The organism is Staphylococcus sp. OJ82, from assembly GCF_000294465.1.
GTDB lineage: Bacteria > Bacillota > Bacilli > Staphylococcales > Staphylococcaceae > Staphylococcus > Staphylococcus equorum.
On record NZ_ALPU01000003.1, the window covers coordinates 488,094 to 505,306 of the forward strand.

Annotated in this window: 17 protein-coding genes and 1 pseudogene; 12 read left to right on the top strand and 6 right to left on the bottom strand. The window is 32.9% G+C overall.

Annotated features, from left to right (window positions below):
- Positions 1-5: 5 nt before the first annotated feature.
- Complete coding sequence (nhaC, locus tag SOJ_RS04525; protein ID WP_002506915.1) at positions 6-1,400, top strand: Na+/H+ antiporter NhaC; 1,395 nt, start codon at positions 6-8, stop codon at positions 1,398-1,400.
- A 120-nt stretch (positions 1,401-1,520) separates the two neighbouring features.
- Positions 1,521-2,018 (top strand): hypothetical protein, encoded by a 498-nt coding sequence (locus tag SOJ_RS04530; RefSeq protein WP_002506916.1) that lies wholly within the window; start codon positions 1,521-1,523, stop codon positions 2,016-2,018.
- Between the two features lie 186 nt (positions 2,019-2,204).
- On the opposite strand, the gene SOJ_RS04535 is transcribed toward SOJ_RS04530, so the two are convergent.
- On the bottom strand, positions 2,205-2,954 hold the full coding sequence (locus SOJ_RS04535; RefSeq protein WP_002506917.1) for a CHAP domain-containing protein: 750 nt from the start codon (positions 2,952-2,954) through the stop codon (positions 2,205-2,207).
- A gap of 497 nt (positions 2,955-3,451) precedes the next feature.
- Between SOJ_RS04535 and SOJ_RS04540 the strand changes: the two genes are divergently transcribed.
- From SOJ_RS04540 to SOJ_RS04555, 4 genes and pseudogenes are all read left to right on the top strand, one after another.
- Positions 3,452-4,504, top strand: a complete 1,053-nt coding sequence (locus SOJ_RS04540) for an LLM class flavin-dependent oxidoreductase (protein ID WP_002506918.1) — start codon at positions 3,452-3,454, stop codon at positions 4,502-4,504.
- 14 nt (positions 4,505-4,518) lie between these two features.
- Complete coding sequence (locus SOJ_RS04545) at positions 4,519-4,878, top strand: hypothetical protein (protein WP_002506919.1); 360 nt, start codon at positions 4,519-4,521, stop codon at positions 4,876-4,878.
- A gap of 350 nt (positions 4,879-5,228) precedes the next feature.
- A pseudogene (locus SOJ_RS04550) lies at positions 5,229-5,575 on the top strand (transcriptional regulator, SarA/Rot family).
- 185 nt (positions 5,576-5,760) lie between these two features.
- Positions 5,761-6,840 carry a PTS sugar transporter subunit IIC gene (locus SOJ_RS04555; RefSeq protein ID WP_037539438.1) on the top strand — a complete coding sequence of 360 codons (1,080 nt, stop codon included), beginning with the start codon at positions 5,761-5,763 and terminating at the stop codon, positions 6,838-6,840.
- A 71-nt stretch (positions 6,841-6,911) separates the two neighbouring features.
- On the opposite strand, the gene SOJ_RS04560 is transcribed toward SOJ_RS04555, so the two are convergent.
- Genes SOJ_RS04560 through SOJ_RS04575 form a run of 4 tightly spaced genes read right to left on the bottom strand, consistent with a single transcriptional unit; the run spans position 6,912 to position 9,908 of the window.
- Complete coding sequence (locus SOJ_RS04560) at positions 6,912-7,610, bottom strand: amino acid ABC transporter permease (RefSeq protein WP_002506923.1); 699 nt, start codon at positions 7,608-7,610, stop codon at positions 6,912-6,914.
- A 14-nt stretch (positions 7,611-7,624) separates the two neighbouring features.
- Entirely contained in the window at positions 7,625-8,308 is a 684-nt protein-coding gene (locus SOJ_RS04565; RefSeq protein ID WP_002506924.1) for an amino acid ABC transporter permease, read from the bottom strand.
- On the bottom strand, positions 8,308-9,162 hold the full coding sequence (locus SOJ_RS04570) for an amino acid ABC transporter substrate-binding protein (protein ID WP_002506925.1): 855 nt from the start codon (positions 9,160-9,162) through the stop codon (positions 8,308-8,310). Before SOJ_RS04570 ends, SOJ_RS04565 begins: the two co-directional genes overlap by 1 nt.
- Positions 9,162-9,908: an amino acid ABC transporter ATP-binding protein gene (locus tag SOJ_RS04575; protein ID WP_002506926.1), complete on the bottom strand. Its 747-nt coding sequence runs from the start codon at positions 9,906-9,908 to the stop codon at positions 9,162-9,164. The genes SOJ_RS04570 and SOJ_RS04575 overlap by 1 nt, the downstream gene beginning before the upstream one ends.
- A 144-nt stretch (positions 9,909-10,052) precedes the next feature.
- On the opposite strand from SOJ_RS04575, the gene SOJ_RS04580 reads away from it, so the two are divergent.
- The 4 genes from SOJ_RS04580 (at position 10,053) to SOJ_RS04595 (ending at position 13,783) form a co-directional block, all read left to right on the top strand.
- Entirely contained in the window at positions 10,053-11,210 is a 1,158-nt protein-coding gene (locus SOJ_RS04580) for an acyl-CoA dehydrogenase family protein (protein ID WP_037539454.1), read from the top strand.
- 162 nt (positions 11,211-11,372) lie between these two features.
- On the top strand, positions 11,373-12,275 hold the full coding sequence (locus SOJ_RS04585) for an ABC transporter substrate-binding protein (protein ID WP_002506928.1): 903 nt from the start codon (positions 11,373-11,375) through the stop codon (positions 12,273-12,275).
- A 175-nt stretch (positions 12,276-12,450) separates the two neighbouring features.
- Positions 12,451-12,999, top strand: a complete 549-nt coding sequence (locus tag SOJ_RS04590) for a biotin transporter BioY (RefSeq protein WP_002506929.1) — start codon at positions 12,451-12,453, stop codon at positions 12,997-12,999.
- A gap of 37 nt (positions 13,000-13,036) precedes the next feature.
- On the top strand, positions 13,037-13,783 hold the full coding sequence (locus SOJ_RS04595) for a GNAT family N-acetyltransferase (RefSeq protein ID WP_002506930.1): 747 nt from the start codon (positions 13,037-13,039) through the stop codon (positions 13,781-13,783).
- 122 nt (positions 13,784-13,905) lie between these two features.
- Here the strand turns inward: SOJ_RS04595 and fdhD are convergent, their stop codons facing one another.
- A complete protein-coding gene (gene fdhD / locus SOJ_RS04600) occupies positions 13,906-14,712 on the bottom strand; it encodes a formate dehydrogenase accessory sulfurtransferase FdhD (RefSeq protein WP_002506931.1) in 807 nt (268 codons plus the stop codon).
- 199 nt (positions 14,713-14,911) lie between these two features.
- Here fdhD and SOJ_RS04605 point away from each other — a divergent pair, with 199 nt between their 5' ends.
- Both SOJ_RS04605 and SOJ_RS04610 read left to right on the top strand, forming a co-directional pair.
- Positions 14,912-15,925: a LacI family DNA-binding transcriptional regulator gene (locus SOJ_RS04605; protein ID WP_002506932.1), complete on the top strand. Its 1,014-nt coding sequence runs from the start codon at positions 14,912-14,914 to the stop codon at positions 15,923-15,925.
- A gap of 96 nt (positions 15,926-16,021) precedes the next feature.
- Entirely contained in the window at positions 16,022-17,182 is a 1,161-nt protein-coding gene (locus tag SOJ_RS04610) for a galactokinase (protein WP_002506933.1), read from the top strand.
- The last annotated feature ends 31 nt before the right edge of the window (positions 17,183-17,213 follow it).

The following is a 17,213-nucleotide window of genomic DNA, read 5'->3' on the forward strand; positions in this document are numbered from 1 at the left end:
TGTGTATGACAAGACAACCGACATTTTTAGAATCAATTTCTACTATTATAGTAATGATTATAATAGTAATTACAGGATTTGTTGTTTTTGAAATTCCAATACAAGCTTTATTAATTTTAGCATCAGCATATGCTGCATTTATAGCAAGACGTGTTGGGTTGAAATGGCAAGATTTGGAAGAAGGTATCACACATCGCTTAGCTACAGCAATGCCAGCTATCTTTATCATTTTAGCGGTTGGAATTATCGTAGGTACATGGATGTACTCAGGGACTGTCCCAGCTTTGATCTATTATGGGTTAGAATTTTTAGATCCTAATTTATTTTTAGTATCTGCATTTATTATATGTGCAATTACTTCAGTTGCCACAGGGACAGCATGGGGCTCTGCGTCTACAGCCGGCATAGCGCTAATGGCTATAGCTACACAATTACATATTACGCCAGGTATGGCAGCAGGTGCCATAATTGCAGGGGCGGTGTTTGGTGATAAAATGTCACCACTTTCAGATACGACAAATTTAGCAGCTTTAGTAACAAAAGTGAATATCTTTGCGCATATAAGAGCCATGATATGGACGACTGTACCAGCATCAATCATCGGCTTAATCGTTTGGTATTTTGCAGGTATGCAATTTGGTGGAAATACTAATACGTCACAAGTGAATCAAATGCTTAGCGAATTATCTAAAATTTATAATATAAATATTTTTGTATGGATTCCTTTATTGATTATTATTACGTGTTTGTTATTAAAAATATCGACTGTACCTGCAATGCTTATTTCAAGTTTGAGTGCAATCATTGTTGGCGCATTTAATCATGGATTTAATATTGTAGATGGATTTAAGTCCACTTTCGATGGTTTTAATAAAGGCATGGTGGCGGCAAGTAGTGGAGATTTATCAGATAGAGCCATTAATTTGGTTGAGCAAGGCGGCATGATGAGTATGACAGAAATCATTGTTACTATTTTTTGTGGCTATGCCTTCGCAGGTATTGTTGAAAAAGCAGGTTGTTTAGATGTTATTTTGAAAACAATTTCCAAAAACATTAATTCAGTTGGACAATTAATACTAGCGACCGTAATAGGTAGCTTAATAATGGTACTCGCTGCTGGTGTGGCATCTGTAGTGATTATCATGGTCGGTGTGTTAATGATGGAAATGTATAATGATATGAATTTAGATCGTTCTAATTTATCAAGAACACTAGAAGATTCAGGTACAATGATTATTCCACTTATTCCATGGGGAACATCAGGCATTTATTATACACAACAGTTAGGTGTATCAGTGGATCAATTCTTTATTTGGGCAGTACCATGTTATCTATGTATCATATTTGCAATTTTTTATGGATTTTCAGGTATTGGCATTAAAAAAGCAAAGAGTCAATAAACTAAATGATTTAAATCTATATCGTTGAAAGAAAAAACTTATAATTCTTAATATAAATAATGAATTATAAGTTTAAAAATATATAATTCGGTTATATATAACTATGGATGAGGTGATTCTATGTTATATCTAGTGATAATTGTAGCGATATTACTATTGGCATCAGGAATTCATCAATATTTCAATGTAGATAAAAAAGTAAAGACTCCTTCTATAATCTATTTTTCAATCGGTTTTGTATTGTATATTGTAGCGATATTACTTTATAGGACCGAATTGTTAAATAGTTCAACGATAATACATGAAATTTTACTAACTACGATATTTGGACTCATTATATTTTGGATTAATTCTCATCGAAATAAGAGTAGCGATACAATTTACTACACGATTATTATTATTATATTAACAATCGTAGTAGCGATTTTACCGTTGGCAGCGACGTCAATAATTTCATTGCAAACAATGTTTATTGTAAGACTTATTTTTTCAGTTATTTTACTCATAATAGGTGTATGTGTGTTATATACACGGATTAAAGGTAAAGCTTCAGAAAGTTTTCCATTACTTTATTTGATGGCTTTTATATATTGGATAGCGATAGCGTATTGGTTTTAATAAGTATAAGACTTTAGAAGACTGAAACATAAAAGGGGCCAAGATAGAAATCAAATTTTGAATTCTATCTCGGCCCCTTTTTCCATTTAATACTATAGCTGAATAATCACTAAAGTGAAGAACTTTAAGAAAAAATAGCAAAAAAAGACAATCCTCATGGATTGTCTTTTTTATTTAAAACATTTATTAGTGAATATAGTTGTAAGATGAAGCTTGGCTAGCTGAGATTGTACGTGAAGTAACAACGCCAGCACCTTGGCCGTAGTTCATTTCAGAAACGTTAACTGAACCGTCGCTGTTTACATTTTCAACATAAGCAACGTGACCCATTGCGCCAGTTGATGATTGTAAGATTGAACCTTGAGAAGGTGAGTTGTTTACAGTGTAACCTGATGCAGCTGCAGCGCTTGCCCAGTTGTTTGCGTTACCCCAAGTAGAACCAATTTTACCGCCAACTTTATCAAATACATAATATGTACATTGACCTGAAGTATAAAGGTTGCTTGATGAACCTGAAGTGTTAGCCATTGAGTTTGATGAACTTGATGGTGCGCTAGTAGTTGTTACTTGAACATTACTATTTGAAGTAGAAGTTGAAACAGCTCCGCTTCCACCAGTACCTTGGTTATTTGTTGTATATGATTGGTTTGAGTTACTGTTAGTAGCTGTAGAAGCATTTTGATTGTAGCTATAACCACTGTTATTGCTTTGAGCATTGTTGTTGTGACCTTGGTCAGCATTGCTTGGGTTCCAGTTACCTTGCCAAGTGTAATTATAGTTACCTTGTTGATCTATTGTATAAGAATAGCTGTATGATGTTGGATCATTTGGGTTATACCCACCATTGTTATTTTCTGAAGCGTCTGCATCATTTTGTGCAAAAGCAAAAGTAGCGATTCCTGCAGTAGCGATAGTAGCTGTAGCGATTTTTTTCATTGTTAAATTTCCTCCTAATAATTGTAAATCATTTATCCCAGTCTCATAAAGACATTTTTTATAATTTTTTTCGCTGTTTTAACGACAAGAATTACTTTATCAGAAAAAACTCTGTTTGTGGGGTTTGTTATCGTTTTGTAATTTAGTTCTAATAATGAAGTGCGTAATGTAACAAAAGGAAGAGAGGCATTTTAGGCTTTAAATGCCGTTAATATAACCTTTACAAAATTTACAGTGTATAATTGCACTTCAGTTTATTACAAAGCTGTAAAATAACAGAAAATTACAAACAATAAAATATGAGAGAATTTAGTTATTTAAATATTTGAAAAAACACTTTAAATAAAGACTATATAAAAAGTATTGAATTAAGGTTAATGTAAATTAAATGCTGTTCTAATAGGAAAGAAAAGAATTAGAGCATTGAAATTGACATGTTCTAATGAAGTATTTAATATAGAAGTATAAAAATTATACTTAGTTTGTGAGGTGATTATTTGAAAATAGAACTTGGTTTGACATCATTTGCAGATAATATTGATATTCATATGGAAAATGGACGACAAGCAGCTATAAGTAATGGACAAAGAATTAGAAATATAATAGAAGAAATAGAAACAGCTGACCAATATGGTTTAGATGTATATGGTTTGGGAGAACATCATCGAGCAGATTATGCAGTATCTGATCCCGTTACAGTGTTAGCAGCTGCAGCTCGTAATACAACGCATATAAAGTTAAGTAGTGCAGTAACAGTATTATCTTCTGATGATCCTGTTCGAGTTTATGAACGTTTCTCTACATTAAATGCAGTTTCTAATGGACGTGCAGAAATAATGGTAGGAAGAGGTTCATTTATTGAATCATTTCCATTATTTGGCTATGATTTAAAAGACTATGAACAACTCTTTAATGAAAAAATAGATTTATTAATGACCATTAATAAAGAGAAAATTGTAAATTGGGAAGGGGAGTTAAGACCTTCTATTGAAAACTTAAGTGTTTATCCTAAGGCGGAGCATGGGCCTTTACCAATTACGATTGCAACTGGAGGAACGCCAGAATCTTCATTGAAAGCAGGAGCATTAGGATTACCTATAACTTATGCTATAATTGGCGGTGATCCAAAAAGATTTAGAAGAAACATAGATATGTACAAATCTATTGCTAGATCTTACGGACATAATATAAATGAATTGCCTATAGCAACGCATTCGTGGGGTTACATTGCTGAAACAGATGAGTTGGCAAAACGTGAGTTTTTCCCATCGGTAAAAGCGAGTCATGATATATTAGCCAAAGAACGGGGTTGGCCACCATATGATGAAAACAGCTTTGATCGTGAAGCAGGTCCACATGGCGCTTTGTATGTTGGAAGTCCGGAAACCGTTGCACAAAAGATAATTGAAACAATTGAAGCACTAGGCCTTACTCGTTTTATGCTGCATACACCTGTAGGTTCTATGCCACATGATAAAACAATCAATACAATTAAATTGTTAGCAGAGCGAGTAAAGCCTATTGTAGATAAATATTTTGAAAACAAATAAAAGGAGCGTTTATAATGATATTACGTTATTTAACAAATTTAAAATTAGCTAAGGAATTATATGATGCATCAAAACCTAAACTTAAAGGTGATCAATCAATGAAAGAATCTTTTGTTGAAGTGTTTAATTTGCCATCGAATGCAATGCCATTGGCAGGAGCACTTGAAGCATTAAGTGCTGTATTTTTCGTTTTAAGCTTTGCAAGTAAAAGATTATCACGTATTGCATCACTTATAACAATTTCAGTTTTAGGTGTAGCAGCATTTAAACACTTTGAAGCAGGACATGGTAAAGCAGGTGCTAAACATGCATTAGATTTAACAAGTTTAGCAGCGTTAAGCTTCATAGATACAGTTGATCTTAAGAAAAAATAATAATGATAGAACTCAATCATTTAAAATAGCAATCGTTTAAATGCACAGCAAATGTTGGATAATAGTCTAACACTTGCTGTGCATTTTTGTATGAATTTATATAGCTCATTTAAAATATCAAAATGCATTATTTTAAATAGAGATATTTGATAATTGAAATTTTTATACCTATGTCTTTTTTTAGTAATAAAAAGGGTGAATGAACCACTAAAATTTAAAAATAAAAATAAAAGATTAAAAAAAGAGTAGGAATTGTTCATATTTTTCATAGTTAAGCATATTGAATTAAAGGCGTTAAATAGGATAAAATTAAATTACTAACATCAAGATATAACAAAAGGAGTGGTTTTGTGAATGAACAAAATTTCAAGTCACTAAATGAACTTATTGCAACTTATCAACAAGGTAGGAAATTTTTTAAAACAACGAAAAAGAACTATAAACTAAATTACGAAGAGGTACTGATATTAAATTATCTGTATAATTGTAAAGAAAATGACGTCACTGCAAAAGAAATTGCTCAATACTCAGAATTGAAACCATACTATTTAACGAAGGCTTTACAAAAGCTTATAAAAATGGATTTTTTAAATAAAAAAGAAGCAATATAGATGAAAGAACTGTAGTAGTATATATAAATCAAGCACAACGTGATAAAATTAATGAACTTATTGAGAACTTACAAGAACAGTTTTAATGTGTGAAAGCTTGATGATAATAAGGTTGTGCGTAAGTCTAAATGATTTGAATATTCTGAATAATGTAATTTTATAATTATAGTTATATATTGTACGAAAATATGATTTGAGAACCAAATTAAATGTGCTATACTAATATTTGTCTAATGAAAGCGCATACAAAACGGTTTGGAAAGGTGTTTTTATGAATTTATTAATCGGGATCATATTTTTAGGGATTGTTTTAGCTTTGTTTACATTGTTCACGAGTAAAGCACCAAATGGAGGCAAGGCCATGGGGGCCCTTGCTAACGCAGCTATTGCTTCATTTCTAGTAGAAGCTTTTCATAAATATGTAGGTGGAGACTTGTTTGGTATTCCATTCTTAGGAGATTTAGGTGATGCAGCTGGAGGACTTGGCGGTGTTGCAGCTGCAGGACTCGTAGCATTAGCTATGGGTGTATCTCCAGTTTATGCATTTGTAATTGCTGTTTCATGTGGAAGCATGGATCTTTTACCTGGCTTTGTTGCAGCTTATATTGCGAGTTTCGGTATGAAATGGATGGAACAAAAGTTACCAGATGGGCTTGATTTAATTGCAGCGATTATTGTCATCGCGCCTATTACACGTTTAATTGCTATTGGTACAACACCATTAGTAGATGCGACGTTATTACAAATTGGAAATATCATTAAAAAATCTACGACTTCAAGTCCTATTCTAATGGGCATTGTACTTGGTGGTATTATTACTGTTGTTGCTACTGCACCGTTAAGCTCAATGGCATTAACAGCATTATTAGGATTAACTGGTACACCAATGGCTATCGGTGCTTTAGCAGTATTTGGTTCATCATTTATGAATTTTGTATTATTTAAGCGTATGAAGTTTGGAGATCGTAAAACAACGATTTCAGTTGCAATAGAGCCTTTATCTCAAGCTGACATTGTGACAGCAAATCCAGTACCAGTATATTTAACAAACTTTGTAGGTGGTGCGCTCTCAGGTGTAATTATCTCTATGTTTGGTTTAGTAAATGATGCGACAGGTACAGCTACACCAATTGCTGGGCTTATGGTTATGTTTGGATTTAATAATGCATTAACTGTAATAATTGTGGCACTAATGTGCGCATCAGGAAGTGCACTTTGTGGTTATATAGGCTCAGTTGTTTTTAAAAACTATCCTATAGTTACTAAAGATGAATTACAACATGGCACAATGCCGAAAAAAGTAAAACAATATTATAAACTTAAAGCAGAATGCATGGAAAGTTTAGCTTAAATATAATAAATTACAAAAAAACTGTTTCTGAAATAACATTTCAGAAACAGTTTTTTGTTTGATATCGTTATCTAAGAAGCATTTGCTCTTAAGTAACGCGTCGTATTACGTTCCATTTTCGCAAAGACGAACTCTAATATTATTGCTAACAACCAGTAAAATATAGCTGCTACTGTATAAACAGGAATAAAACGATAACCTTCATTTGCAATAACACGACTGACTGCCATAATTTCAGTTACTTGAACAGCGAATGCTAGGGAAGTACCTTTGATTAACATAATGAATTGATTTTCTATGTTAGGCAATGCATAAGCAAAAGCTTGTGGTAATACAATTTCTTTATAAATGCTGAATTTTGATAGTCCGACAGTTTGCGCAGCTTCAATTTGATTTTGATCTACGGATTGAAGACCGCCTTTAATTGATTCAGAAAGATACGCTACGGCATGAAAAGAAAAGACGATAAAGGCAATCGCTAAAGGTGAGAATATGTCAGGATTGATTGTCAAAGTGAACTGATCATTTAAAAAAAGTATAAATGAAGGTATTCCATAATATAGTATGAACAATTGAACGATTAATGGTGTACTTCTAAAAAACGAATTATACACGATTATAAGTTGAGATAAGACAGGTACATGTTTGATACGAATAATCGCAAATAACGTCCCGATAATAAGACCTACGAACATAGCTACAATGGAAATAATAATTGTATTTGGCACGCCTTTAAGCACTTCACTTATAGTATATAGAATGAATGACAAAATGATTTTCCTCCTTAAACGCTATATGGTTTTTGTGTTCGTTTATCAATTAAAGTAAAGGTACCTTGAATAATTAGAGCAATAATCCAGTATATGATTGAAATTACGATATAAACCTCTAGCATACCGAGTCCGTAATTGTTTCCAATGATTAGTTTGACTTGTCCCATCATATCGATGATACCAATGGTGAAAGCTAATGAAGTATCTTTGACAAGTTCTATGATTTGAGTTGTTAAATTTGGTATGCTATTTCGTAAAGCTTGAGGTATAATAATATCTTTTAAAATTCTAGGATAAGATAAACCAATTGTTAATCCAGCTTCAATTTGACTATATTCCACGGATTGATAACCTGCTCTGATAATTTCAGAAAGGTATGCACCTGTATGTAAAGTGAATGCTAAGATAACAAAAAACAATCTACTGAAATGGTTAATATCTATATGAATAAGTAACAATAATTGAGGTAATGCAAAATATACTAAAAAGAGTTGTAATAATAATGGTGTACTCCGTATAAATGAAAGATAAACTCTTACAATAGGAGCGAGTATTTTTGTCTTTTTAATACGAATCATTGCTAAAATAAAACCAAGTATGATTGCGAAAAAGAGAGAAACAATTATCATCAATAAAGTTAAAGGTAATTGTTGTAACACTTGTCCAAACAAATCTAACCAATTGACTGATCCCATTAGTTTGTCACCTCCAATTTATCTTTCTGCTCATTAATTTCACTTAAATCATCAAAGACATTTATATCAAAATATTTTTTTGAAAGTGATTGTAATTTGCCTTCATCTTTAAGTTCTTGGGTTGCGCGATCCACGTCATCGTGAAGTTTTTGGTGTTTTTTATTATAAACAATATGCAATGGTTCTTTCTTTACAATACCACCTATTTTAACGTCGGCATTTATCTGTTCTTGGATTGCTTTATATGTGTTCCAGTTTAAAAACATGGCATCACGACGTCCTTGGCTGACCATTTTTAAATTGTCTCCATTTGAAGGTTCTTGTATTGTATTGATGTCAATTTTGGGACTATGGTCTTTATTAAACTGCGTGAGTATAGAATATAAACCACCACTTGGCGCCATAGGAGTGATTTTTTTACCCGGTAAATCTTGTAAACTATGTATGTCATTGTTGCCTTTGTTTACTACTAATAAAGGTAGCGCATAACTGTAAGGCACATCTTGATAGAGAAACTGTTTTTCACGTTCTGGTGTTTTGAAAAACCAATTTATCCCCATATCAAACTTGCCTGAACCAATCCCAACTAAATTCGATTCCTCTTCACCGACTTCATATTTAAAATCATATTGAGGTAATTTCTTTTCAATTAATTTCATATAATCCATATCTAAGCCGACAAACTCATTATCTTTATTTGTATATAAATAAGGTGGATTAACTTCAGCAGAAAGTGCTACTTTAACTTCTTTTTTCTGAGAATTACTATTTGAAGCATCATTATTACCACATGCTGTTAGTACGGAAACCATCATTAACATTAATAAAAATGTGAAACTTCTTTTTAATGTCATTAAATGTCACGCTCCGTTTCAACTCTGTTTAAAAAGCGATGGATTCTCTCAGATTTTGAATCTTCCAATACTTCTTGTGGTGTTCCACGATGGATAATTTGCCCATCATCAATAAATATAACTTGATCAGCAATTGCTTTTGCAAATTGTATTTCATGTGTAACGAGTACCATCGTCATACCTTCTTGAGCAATCGATCTAATCAGAGATAAGACGCTTTGAATTGATTCAGGGTCTAAAGCAGAAGTAGGTTCATCTAATAAAAGAACTTTTGGATTGAGCGCAAGTGCACGAACAATACCTACACGTTGGCTTTGACCTCCAGATAGCTGAATAGGGTATTTATCTTTTTGATTTAATAAATTCACGCGCTCTAAATAAGATGTAGCAATATCATTAGCTTGTTTGGAAGTGTAATTTTGACCATGTATTAAACCTAAAGTGATATTTTCAAGTATTGTTTTGTTTTTAAATAAATTGTAATTTTGAAACACCATAGCTGATTTTTGACGTAATTTAGCAATATCTTTATTTGTGTGGTGTGCAGCATCAAATGTTTCATCCCCGATTTCAATGGTGCCAGATTTAGTAAGCGCGAGTGCGTTTAACGTTCTAAGTAAAGTTGTTTTCCCGGAGCCACTTGGCCCTATAATTGCAGTAACCGTGCCCTGTTCTTGTGCAAAGCCAACGTCGTTAAGTATCGTGTTCTCGTTGTATTTATGTATGATATTTTTAACTGTAATCATTCAATTTCCCCCAGTATGTCAATAAATACAAAATATCATATTAATTCTTATCGGTAAAGTAGGGATTTGGTGCTGAAAAGCTTTCTTTCAATAATGGCGAGTGTTAAACTAAGTTTAAATAGTAATAAAGTTAATGATGAGGTGATGAAAGTGAATTATTCCGCATTAATACATACGGATATTCAAGAAAAATGGATTGCAAAACTAGATACAGTTAAAACGCAATTTAAAGAGAAAGCGGAATATAATGATATCCATTCGCGCTTTCCTTATGAAAATATTGAATGGCTAGTGAGAGAAGGATATACACTGCTTACTTTACCTAAAGCATACGGTGGTGAAGAGGCAACTGTTGAAGATATGGTTATATTACAAAGTTATTTAGGATCTATTGATGGTGCGACTGCACTTTCTATAGGATGGCATTTAAGTGTAGTAGGCCAATTATATGAACAACAAATGTGGGAACCAACTATGTTAGATCGCTTTGCTGAAGCAGTGAAAAATGGAGCGTTAGTAAATCGAGCAGTTAGTGAAGCTGAGACTGGTAGCCCAACACGTGGCGGAAGACCTGCGACAAACGCTGTTAAAGTAAATGATGGATTTGTTGTTAATGGAGTAAAAACGTTTACTTCAATGAGTAAAGGGCTGACACATTTTGTTGTGAGTGCTTATTATGAAGACATCGATCAAGTTGGTTTTTTCTTAATACAAAAAGATACCCCTGGTGTAGAAATTGCAGATAATTGGAATATGATAGGTATGCGTGCAACTGAAAGTCATGATTTATTATTAAATGATGTGCACATCCCGCAAGAAAACTTTGTTGAAATAAGAGGCGCCGGTGGTAAGAAACCGAATGGCTGGATTTTACATATACCAAGTGTGTATCTTGGTATTGCACAAGCAGCAAGAGACTATGCTGTAGATTTTGCTAAAAATTACAGTCCAAATAGTATTGAAGGTACAATTGGTGATATACCAACTGTGCAACAAAATATTGGGAAGATGGAAGCTCAATTATTATCTGCACGCCATTTCTTGTGGAGTACTGCTGCGATATATAATCGTGAGGTTTCAGGTAGTAAGGTTTGGAATGAAACATCAGCAAGTAAAGTGTTGGTAATGAACCAAGGGTTAGAAGTTATAGATACAGCTATGCGAATTGTTGGTGCTAAAAGTCTTCAAATGGAAAGACCATTACAACGCTATTATAGAGATATGCGCGCAGGTTTACACAATCCACCGATGGAAGATATGGCGTATACGAATATTGCACATAGTGTATTAGATCATTTTTAAAAATATATAAACAAACAGTTAAAATACATATAGACAAATTGTCTACATGTATTTTTTGTTATCCAAAAAAATTTGAAGATACTTATGATTACTATTGTAAATTTACTTTAGTCATTATATAATCGATTGGTAGTGATAATCATTTTCAATGGAGGAAAGTTTATGAAAAAATTATTGTTTCCGTTAATTGCTTTAGTGCTTATTTTAGCAGCATGTGGTAATAATTCGGACAGTGACTCAAAAGCTGAAACAAAGTCTTATAAATTAGATAGTGGGAAAAAGATAGATATACCAAAAGATCCAAAACGTATAGCAGTAGTTGCTCCTACATATGCTGGTGGAATTAAATATCTTGGTGGAAATATTGTTGCGGTAAATGAACAAGTCGATAGTAGTAGCCTCCTTAAAGATAAATTTAAAGATGTTGAAAAAGTTGGCGAGAATGATGTTGAGAAAGTAGCAAAAACGAAACCAGATCTAATCGTTGTATATTCTACTGACAAAAATATAAAAAAATATAAAAAGATTGCGCCAACAGTCGTATTTGATTACGGCAAACATAAATATTTAGATCAACAAAGGGAATTAGGTAAGTTACTTGGTAAAGAAGATGAAGTAAAAGAATGGGAAGACAAATGGAAAGCACAAACTAAAAAAGATGGTAAAGAAATTAAAGATAAAATTGGTGAAGACGCAACAGTTTCAATTTTTGATGAATTCGAGAAAAAACTATATAGTTATGGACCAAACTGGGGTCGTGGCGGAGAAGTATTGTACCAAGCATTTGGCCTTAAAATGCCTGATAAATTAAATGATTTAGTTGAAAAAGAAGGTTGGGCTGAAGTGAAACAAGAAAAAATAGCAGACTATGCTGGCGATTATATTGTTTCGACAAGTAAAGGGAAATCAACACCAGCTTATGCCAAAACTAATCTATGGAATAACTTACCAGCAGTTCAAAATGACAATGTGCTTGAAGTGCAAGCTGAAACTTATTGGTATAATGACCCATATACTTTAGAATTTATGAGAAAAGATTTAAAAGAGAAATTTTTAAATAACTAATATACGAGTTAAATTTATAAGTATTACGATTAATACTATGATCAGCTTTAAAAAGCGCAATTCAACGACTTAACACCGTTGAGTTGTGTTTTTTTATTATATATAAAGTATTGTAAACTTTTTATTTTTAATAGTTAACATTTGTGGTATAATTTTTTCATTAGGAGGATTGACTATGACGACAAAATATTTAGTATACACTGCTTTAATGACAGCAATTATTGGTGTATTAGGATTTGTACCAGCTATTCCATTGCCAATTATGCCAGTACCTATCGTATTACAAAATATTGGTATTTTCTTAGCGGGAATTTTACTTGGACGTAAATACGGGGCGCTTAGTGTAATTGTATTATTATTACTTGTAGCAACTGGCTTGCCATTATTATCTGGTGGACGTGGTGGTATAGGTGTATTCGCAGGACCCTCTACTGGCTTTTTAATCATGTATCCAGTCATTGCATATCTAATTGGTTTAGTAAGAGATTTGTATTTCAAAAAAATAAATTTTACTGTATTATTAGTTACAACAATTATCTTTGGTGTTATTTTATTAGATATTGTAGGTACAATTGTTATGGGGCTTATGACTAATTTACCTATTTCAAAATCAGTGACTTTATCACTTGTCTTCATGCCTGCGGATTTAGTCAAAGCAATTATTGCAAGTTTGATAGGTAATATTATGCTTAATCATAGTCGTTTTAAACAATTAATAAAATAAATATATAAGGGCAGGTGATTGAATCGTGGTGATTTCGATGAAAGATATATTTCAACAAGGTGATGTTTTTGTGGATGATACACTAAAGACAATTTATCTGACACCTGACGAACCCTTAGTCTACGATGTGAATAAATGGGATTATAAACAAATGCCGTCTATCATATCTTGGGAACAAGATATGAAAAATCAATTAGATATGCATAAAGAGCAAGCATCTCATCATTTAGCATTTACATTTCCTGAGAATACACTTTTAGATCAACAATGGTTAGATAAAATTCAAACATATGATTTTGAACTAGGACTAATGGAACTCTATGCAATTGAGTCCCAGAATATAAAAAAACATAAAAATGATCAAATTAAAGTCATGTTTGTTACTGAACAAACATTAGAAGATTATATTACAATTTATCGTCAATTTGCTGAACCGTTTGGCAAAGCGTATGCAGACGAAAGTATTGAAGTAATACGCAATCAATTCAATAAAGATAGTAAATCTCGTGTAATCGCATATAAAGCAGATGTGCCAGTAGGGATTTTGGATTTAATCATTTCACAATGTACTGTGGAAATTGATGGTTTTGGTGTAGATGAAAGTTATCAGAAACAAGGCATTGGCAGTACGATGCAAACTTTTGTGGCGGAAGTAGCTGATACGAAACCGATTATATTAATAGCTGACGGTGAAGACAGTGCTAAGGAAATGTATATCCGACAAGGTTACATATATATAAGTTACTGTTATCAAATTTTAAAAGAAAATGCTAAACACATTTAAATAATATAATTATAGAGACTGAGACATAAATACTCATGCTCAAAAAAAGGACGCATTCGTATCAAATGGATGCGTCCTTTTTATATTTAAAATCTTATTTCTGTAAAGGTCTAGATTATAAATTAATACTCGGAAGTTTCAACAGGTGTTATGCGTTCCGGATGACTGTAAATGTTGAAATTACCATCTCTAATAAATCCTATGGCAGTAATGTTTAAATCTTGTGCAAGTGTCACTGCTAATGTTGTCGGAGCAGATTTCGATAAGATGACGCCAACACCGATTTTCGCAGCTTTGATTAATATTTCTGATGAAATACGACCGCTAAATATCAACACTTTATTACGTACAGGTATATGTCGTTGTATGCAATAACCATATAATTTGTCTAGTGCATTATGACGACCAATATCTTGACGATGCTCAAAGAAGGTATCGCCATCACTAATCGCAGCATTATGAAGGCCACCAGTTTGTTTGAAAATTTTACTGGCGCTTTGCAAACGGGTCATCATATTGAGTACTTGAGTTGGATTTAACACAATTTTAGACATAGAAGTCTTTGCGACTGCCGCGTCATTTTGAAAATAAAACTCTCGACTTTTACCACAACAAGACGCAATCATGCGCTTTGTTGAATATTCGAAACGTTCACCGAGAGATTTGGTCAATTCAACATGAGCAAACCCTTTGCTATCATCTATTTGGATAGATTTTAAGTCATCATTTTTTAAAATAGCTCCTTCAGATGCTAGGAAACCTAAGACAAGCTCTTCTAAGTGGTTCGGGCTGCAAATTATAGTCGCAAATTCTTCGCCATTTACCATAATTGTTAATGGAAACTCAGTAACGTAATGATCCTTTGTTTCTACTAACTTACCGTTCTCAAACCGTACTATGGGTTGATTGGTCATTATATCTTCATGCATGAGTACACCCCGTTTCATATTCACTCTTCCATTTTAGCGCATTTTTCAATGTAAAAAAAAGATTCAGTTTATGAATATAACAAAGGATTTTTAATTTACACATTGTAATATTTATAATGATTTTTAAAATGGTCAAGATTGATTAAAAGGATATATACAAGTAAACTTATGGTAAACAATTAAAGAGGTGAATTTCGATATGGCAAGTATACGAGATATTGCACGTGATGCAGAGGTAAGTCCTGGCACTGTTTCACGCGTATTAAATAATGATCCAACATTGTCAGTTTCAAAAGATACGAGAGAAAGGATTCATCGTGTTGCAAACGAACTACAATATCAAAAATCAGCTAGAAAAAATAAAAGCATTCAAATCATTACCTATGCATCTCGAGCTAAAGAAATGTCAGACCCTTATTATAGAGAGATACGCTTAGCAATAGAAGCTGAAGTTAAACGTTTGAATTTGTCTTTGAAGCGCACAATTAGAATCGATGGAAACGATAAAAATCTAGATTTATATAAAGTCGACAAGGCAGGGGCAATTATCGTAGTAGGTAATTTTTCTATAGAAGCATTGAACACACTACGTGAATATAATGAAAATATAGTTGTCATTAACAATCCTAATACACCGAAATCAATAGATGCTGTCTATTCAGATTTACACTATTCTATGACCAACTTATTGGATGAAATCAAGTCATTAGGAATGACTCAAATTGCGTATATCGGTGGTAGTCATATGATTAGAGATTTAGCCGGTACACCGTTTTCTAATCATACAGATGTTAGATATAAAGCATATAGAGAATGGTGTTCTGAACATCAAATTAACGAAATAACTATGATTAATGGCTGGAAAAAAGAAAATGGTGAAGAAGCTGTAAAAACGTTGTTAAATGCGCATCGGTTACCTGAAGTTTTTATAGCAGGGAACGATATGATTGCTATAGGTATATTACAACAAATTCAATATGAAAAAATAGCAATTCCAAAAGATGTTAAATTGATAAGTTTTAATGATTTAGAAGTCATACAATATGCTGTGCCTTCTATAAGTAGTGTGCACATACCAGTAGATGAATTTGGTAGAACTGCAGTGCGAATGGCAGAAGAGCGCATTAATAAAACGAGACACGTTGCCATACATGTCGTAGTAGAAGCACAGCTTAAAGAGCGGAATACTTTTAAAACAAAAAGACAATCTTAATTGACAAAACATTTAGTAAACAAGTAAACTTTAATTGTGTTTACTAGAAGGATATCATTATAGATAAAATGATTTATATAGGAGGAGTGGGTTATTATGTTACAAACCATGCATGATAAGTTTGAAACTTTGTTTGGCGTTAAGGCTGAAGTCAGTGCTTTTGCTCCGGGACGCATTAATTTAATAGGCGAACATACGGATTACAACGGTGGGTATGTTTTTCCAGCTGCGATTGAGTTGGGTACATATGGCCTAGCTACAAAGCGAAATGATAAACTTATTCAACTTTATTCAAATAATTTTGAAGAGGTTGGTATGATTACATTTACGTTAGATGAATTAGAATTCGAAGCGGCACATGATTGGGCAAATTATCCTAAAGGTGTAGTTAAATATTTAAGTGAACAATTCTCTGACATAGATCATGGTTTCAATATTTTAGTTGAAGGAAATATTCCAAATGGGGCAAGTTTGTCATCGTCAGCGTCTATTGAATTATTAACTGGCTGGCTCATTAAGCAGTTGTTTACTTTAGATTTAGAACGCTTAGCACTTATAAAAATAGGGCAGCGTGTTGAAAATAAATTTATTGGTGTCAATTCGGGTATTATGGATCAATTTATTATTGGTATGGGTAAAGCTGAACAAGCAATATTACTAGATACCGCAACTTTAGAATTTGATTATGTACCTGCGAAATTTGGAGATTATGTCATATCAATTATGAATACGAACAAGCGACGTTCTCTTACAGAAAGTAAATATAATGAACGTAGAGCACAATGTGAGTCGGCATTAGCTTCGTTGCAACAAGCACTTGATATTGCATCATTAGGGGAGCTGTCATTAGAACAATTTGAACAGCATCAAGATCTTATTGAGGATGAAGTGAAGCGTGGTCGTGCAAGACACGCAGTTTCGGAGAATGAACGCACGAAAAAAGCACATCGAGCGTTAGCAGAAAATAACTTTAATCAATTTGGAAAGTTATTAAATGAATCTCACACATCATTAAAAGAAGATTATGAAGTTACAGGGATAGAATTAGATACATTAGCAGAAACAGCTCAGCAAGTTGATGGCGTGTTGGGAGCTAGAATGACTGGGGCTGGCTTCGCAGGTTGCGCAATTGCTTTAGTGTATAAAGATAGTGTAAAACAATTGGAAAATGAAGTTTCTAAACAATATATAGATCGCATAGGTTACGCTCCGTCATTTTATCATGTGGGTATAAGTGATGGCGTTAAATCATTATAAGTTATTAATCAATGAATAGAGAAAGGATTTT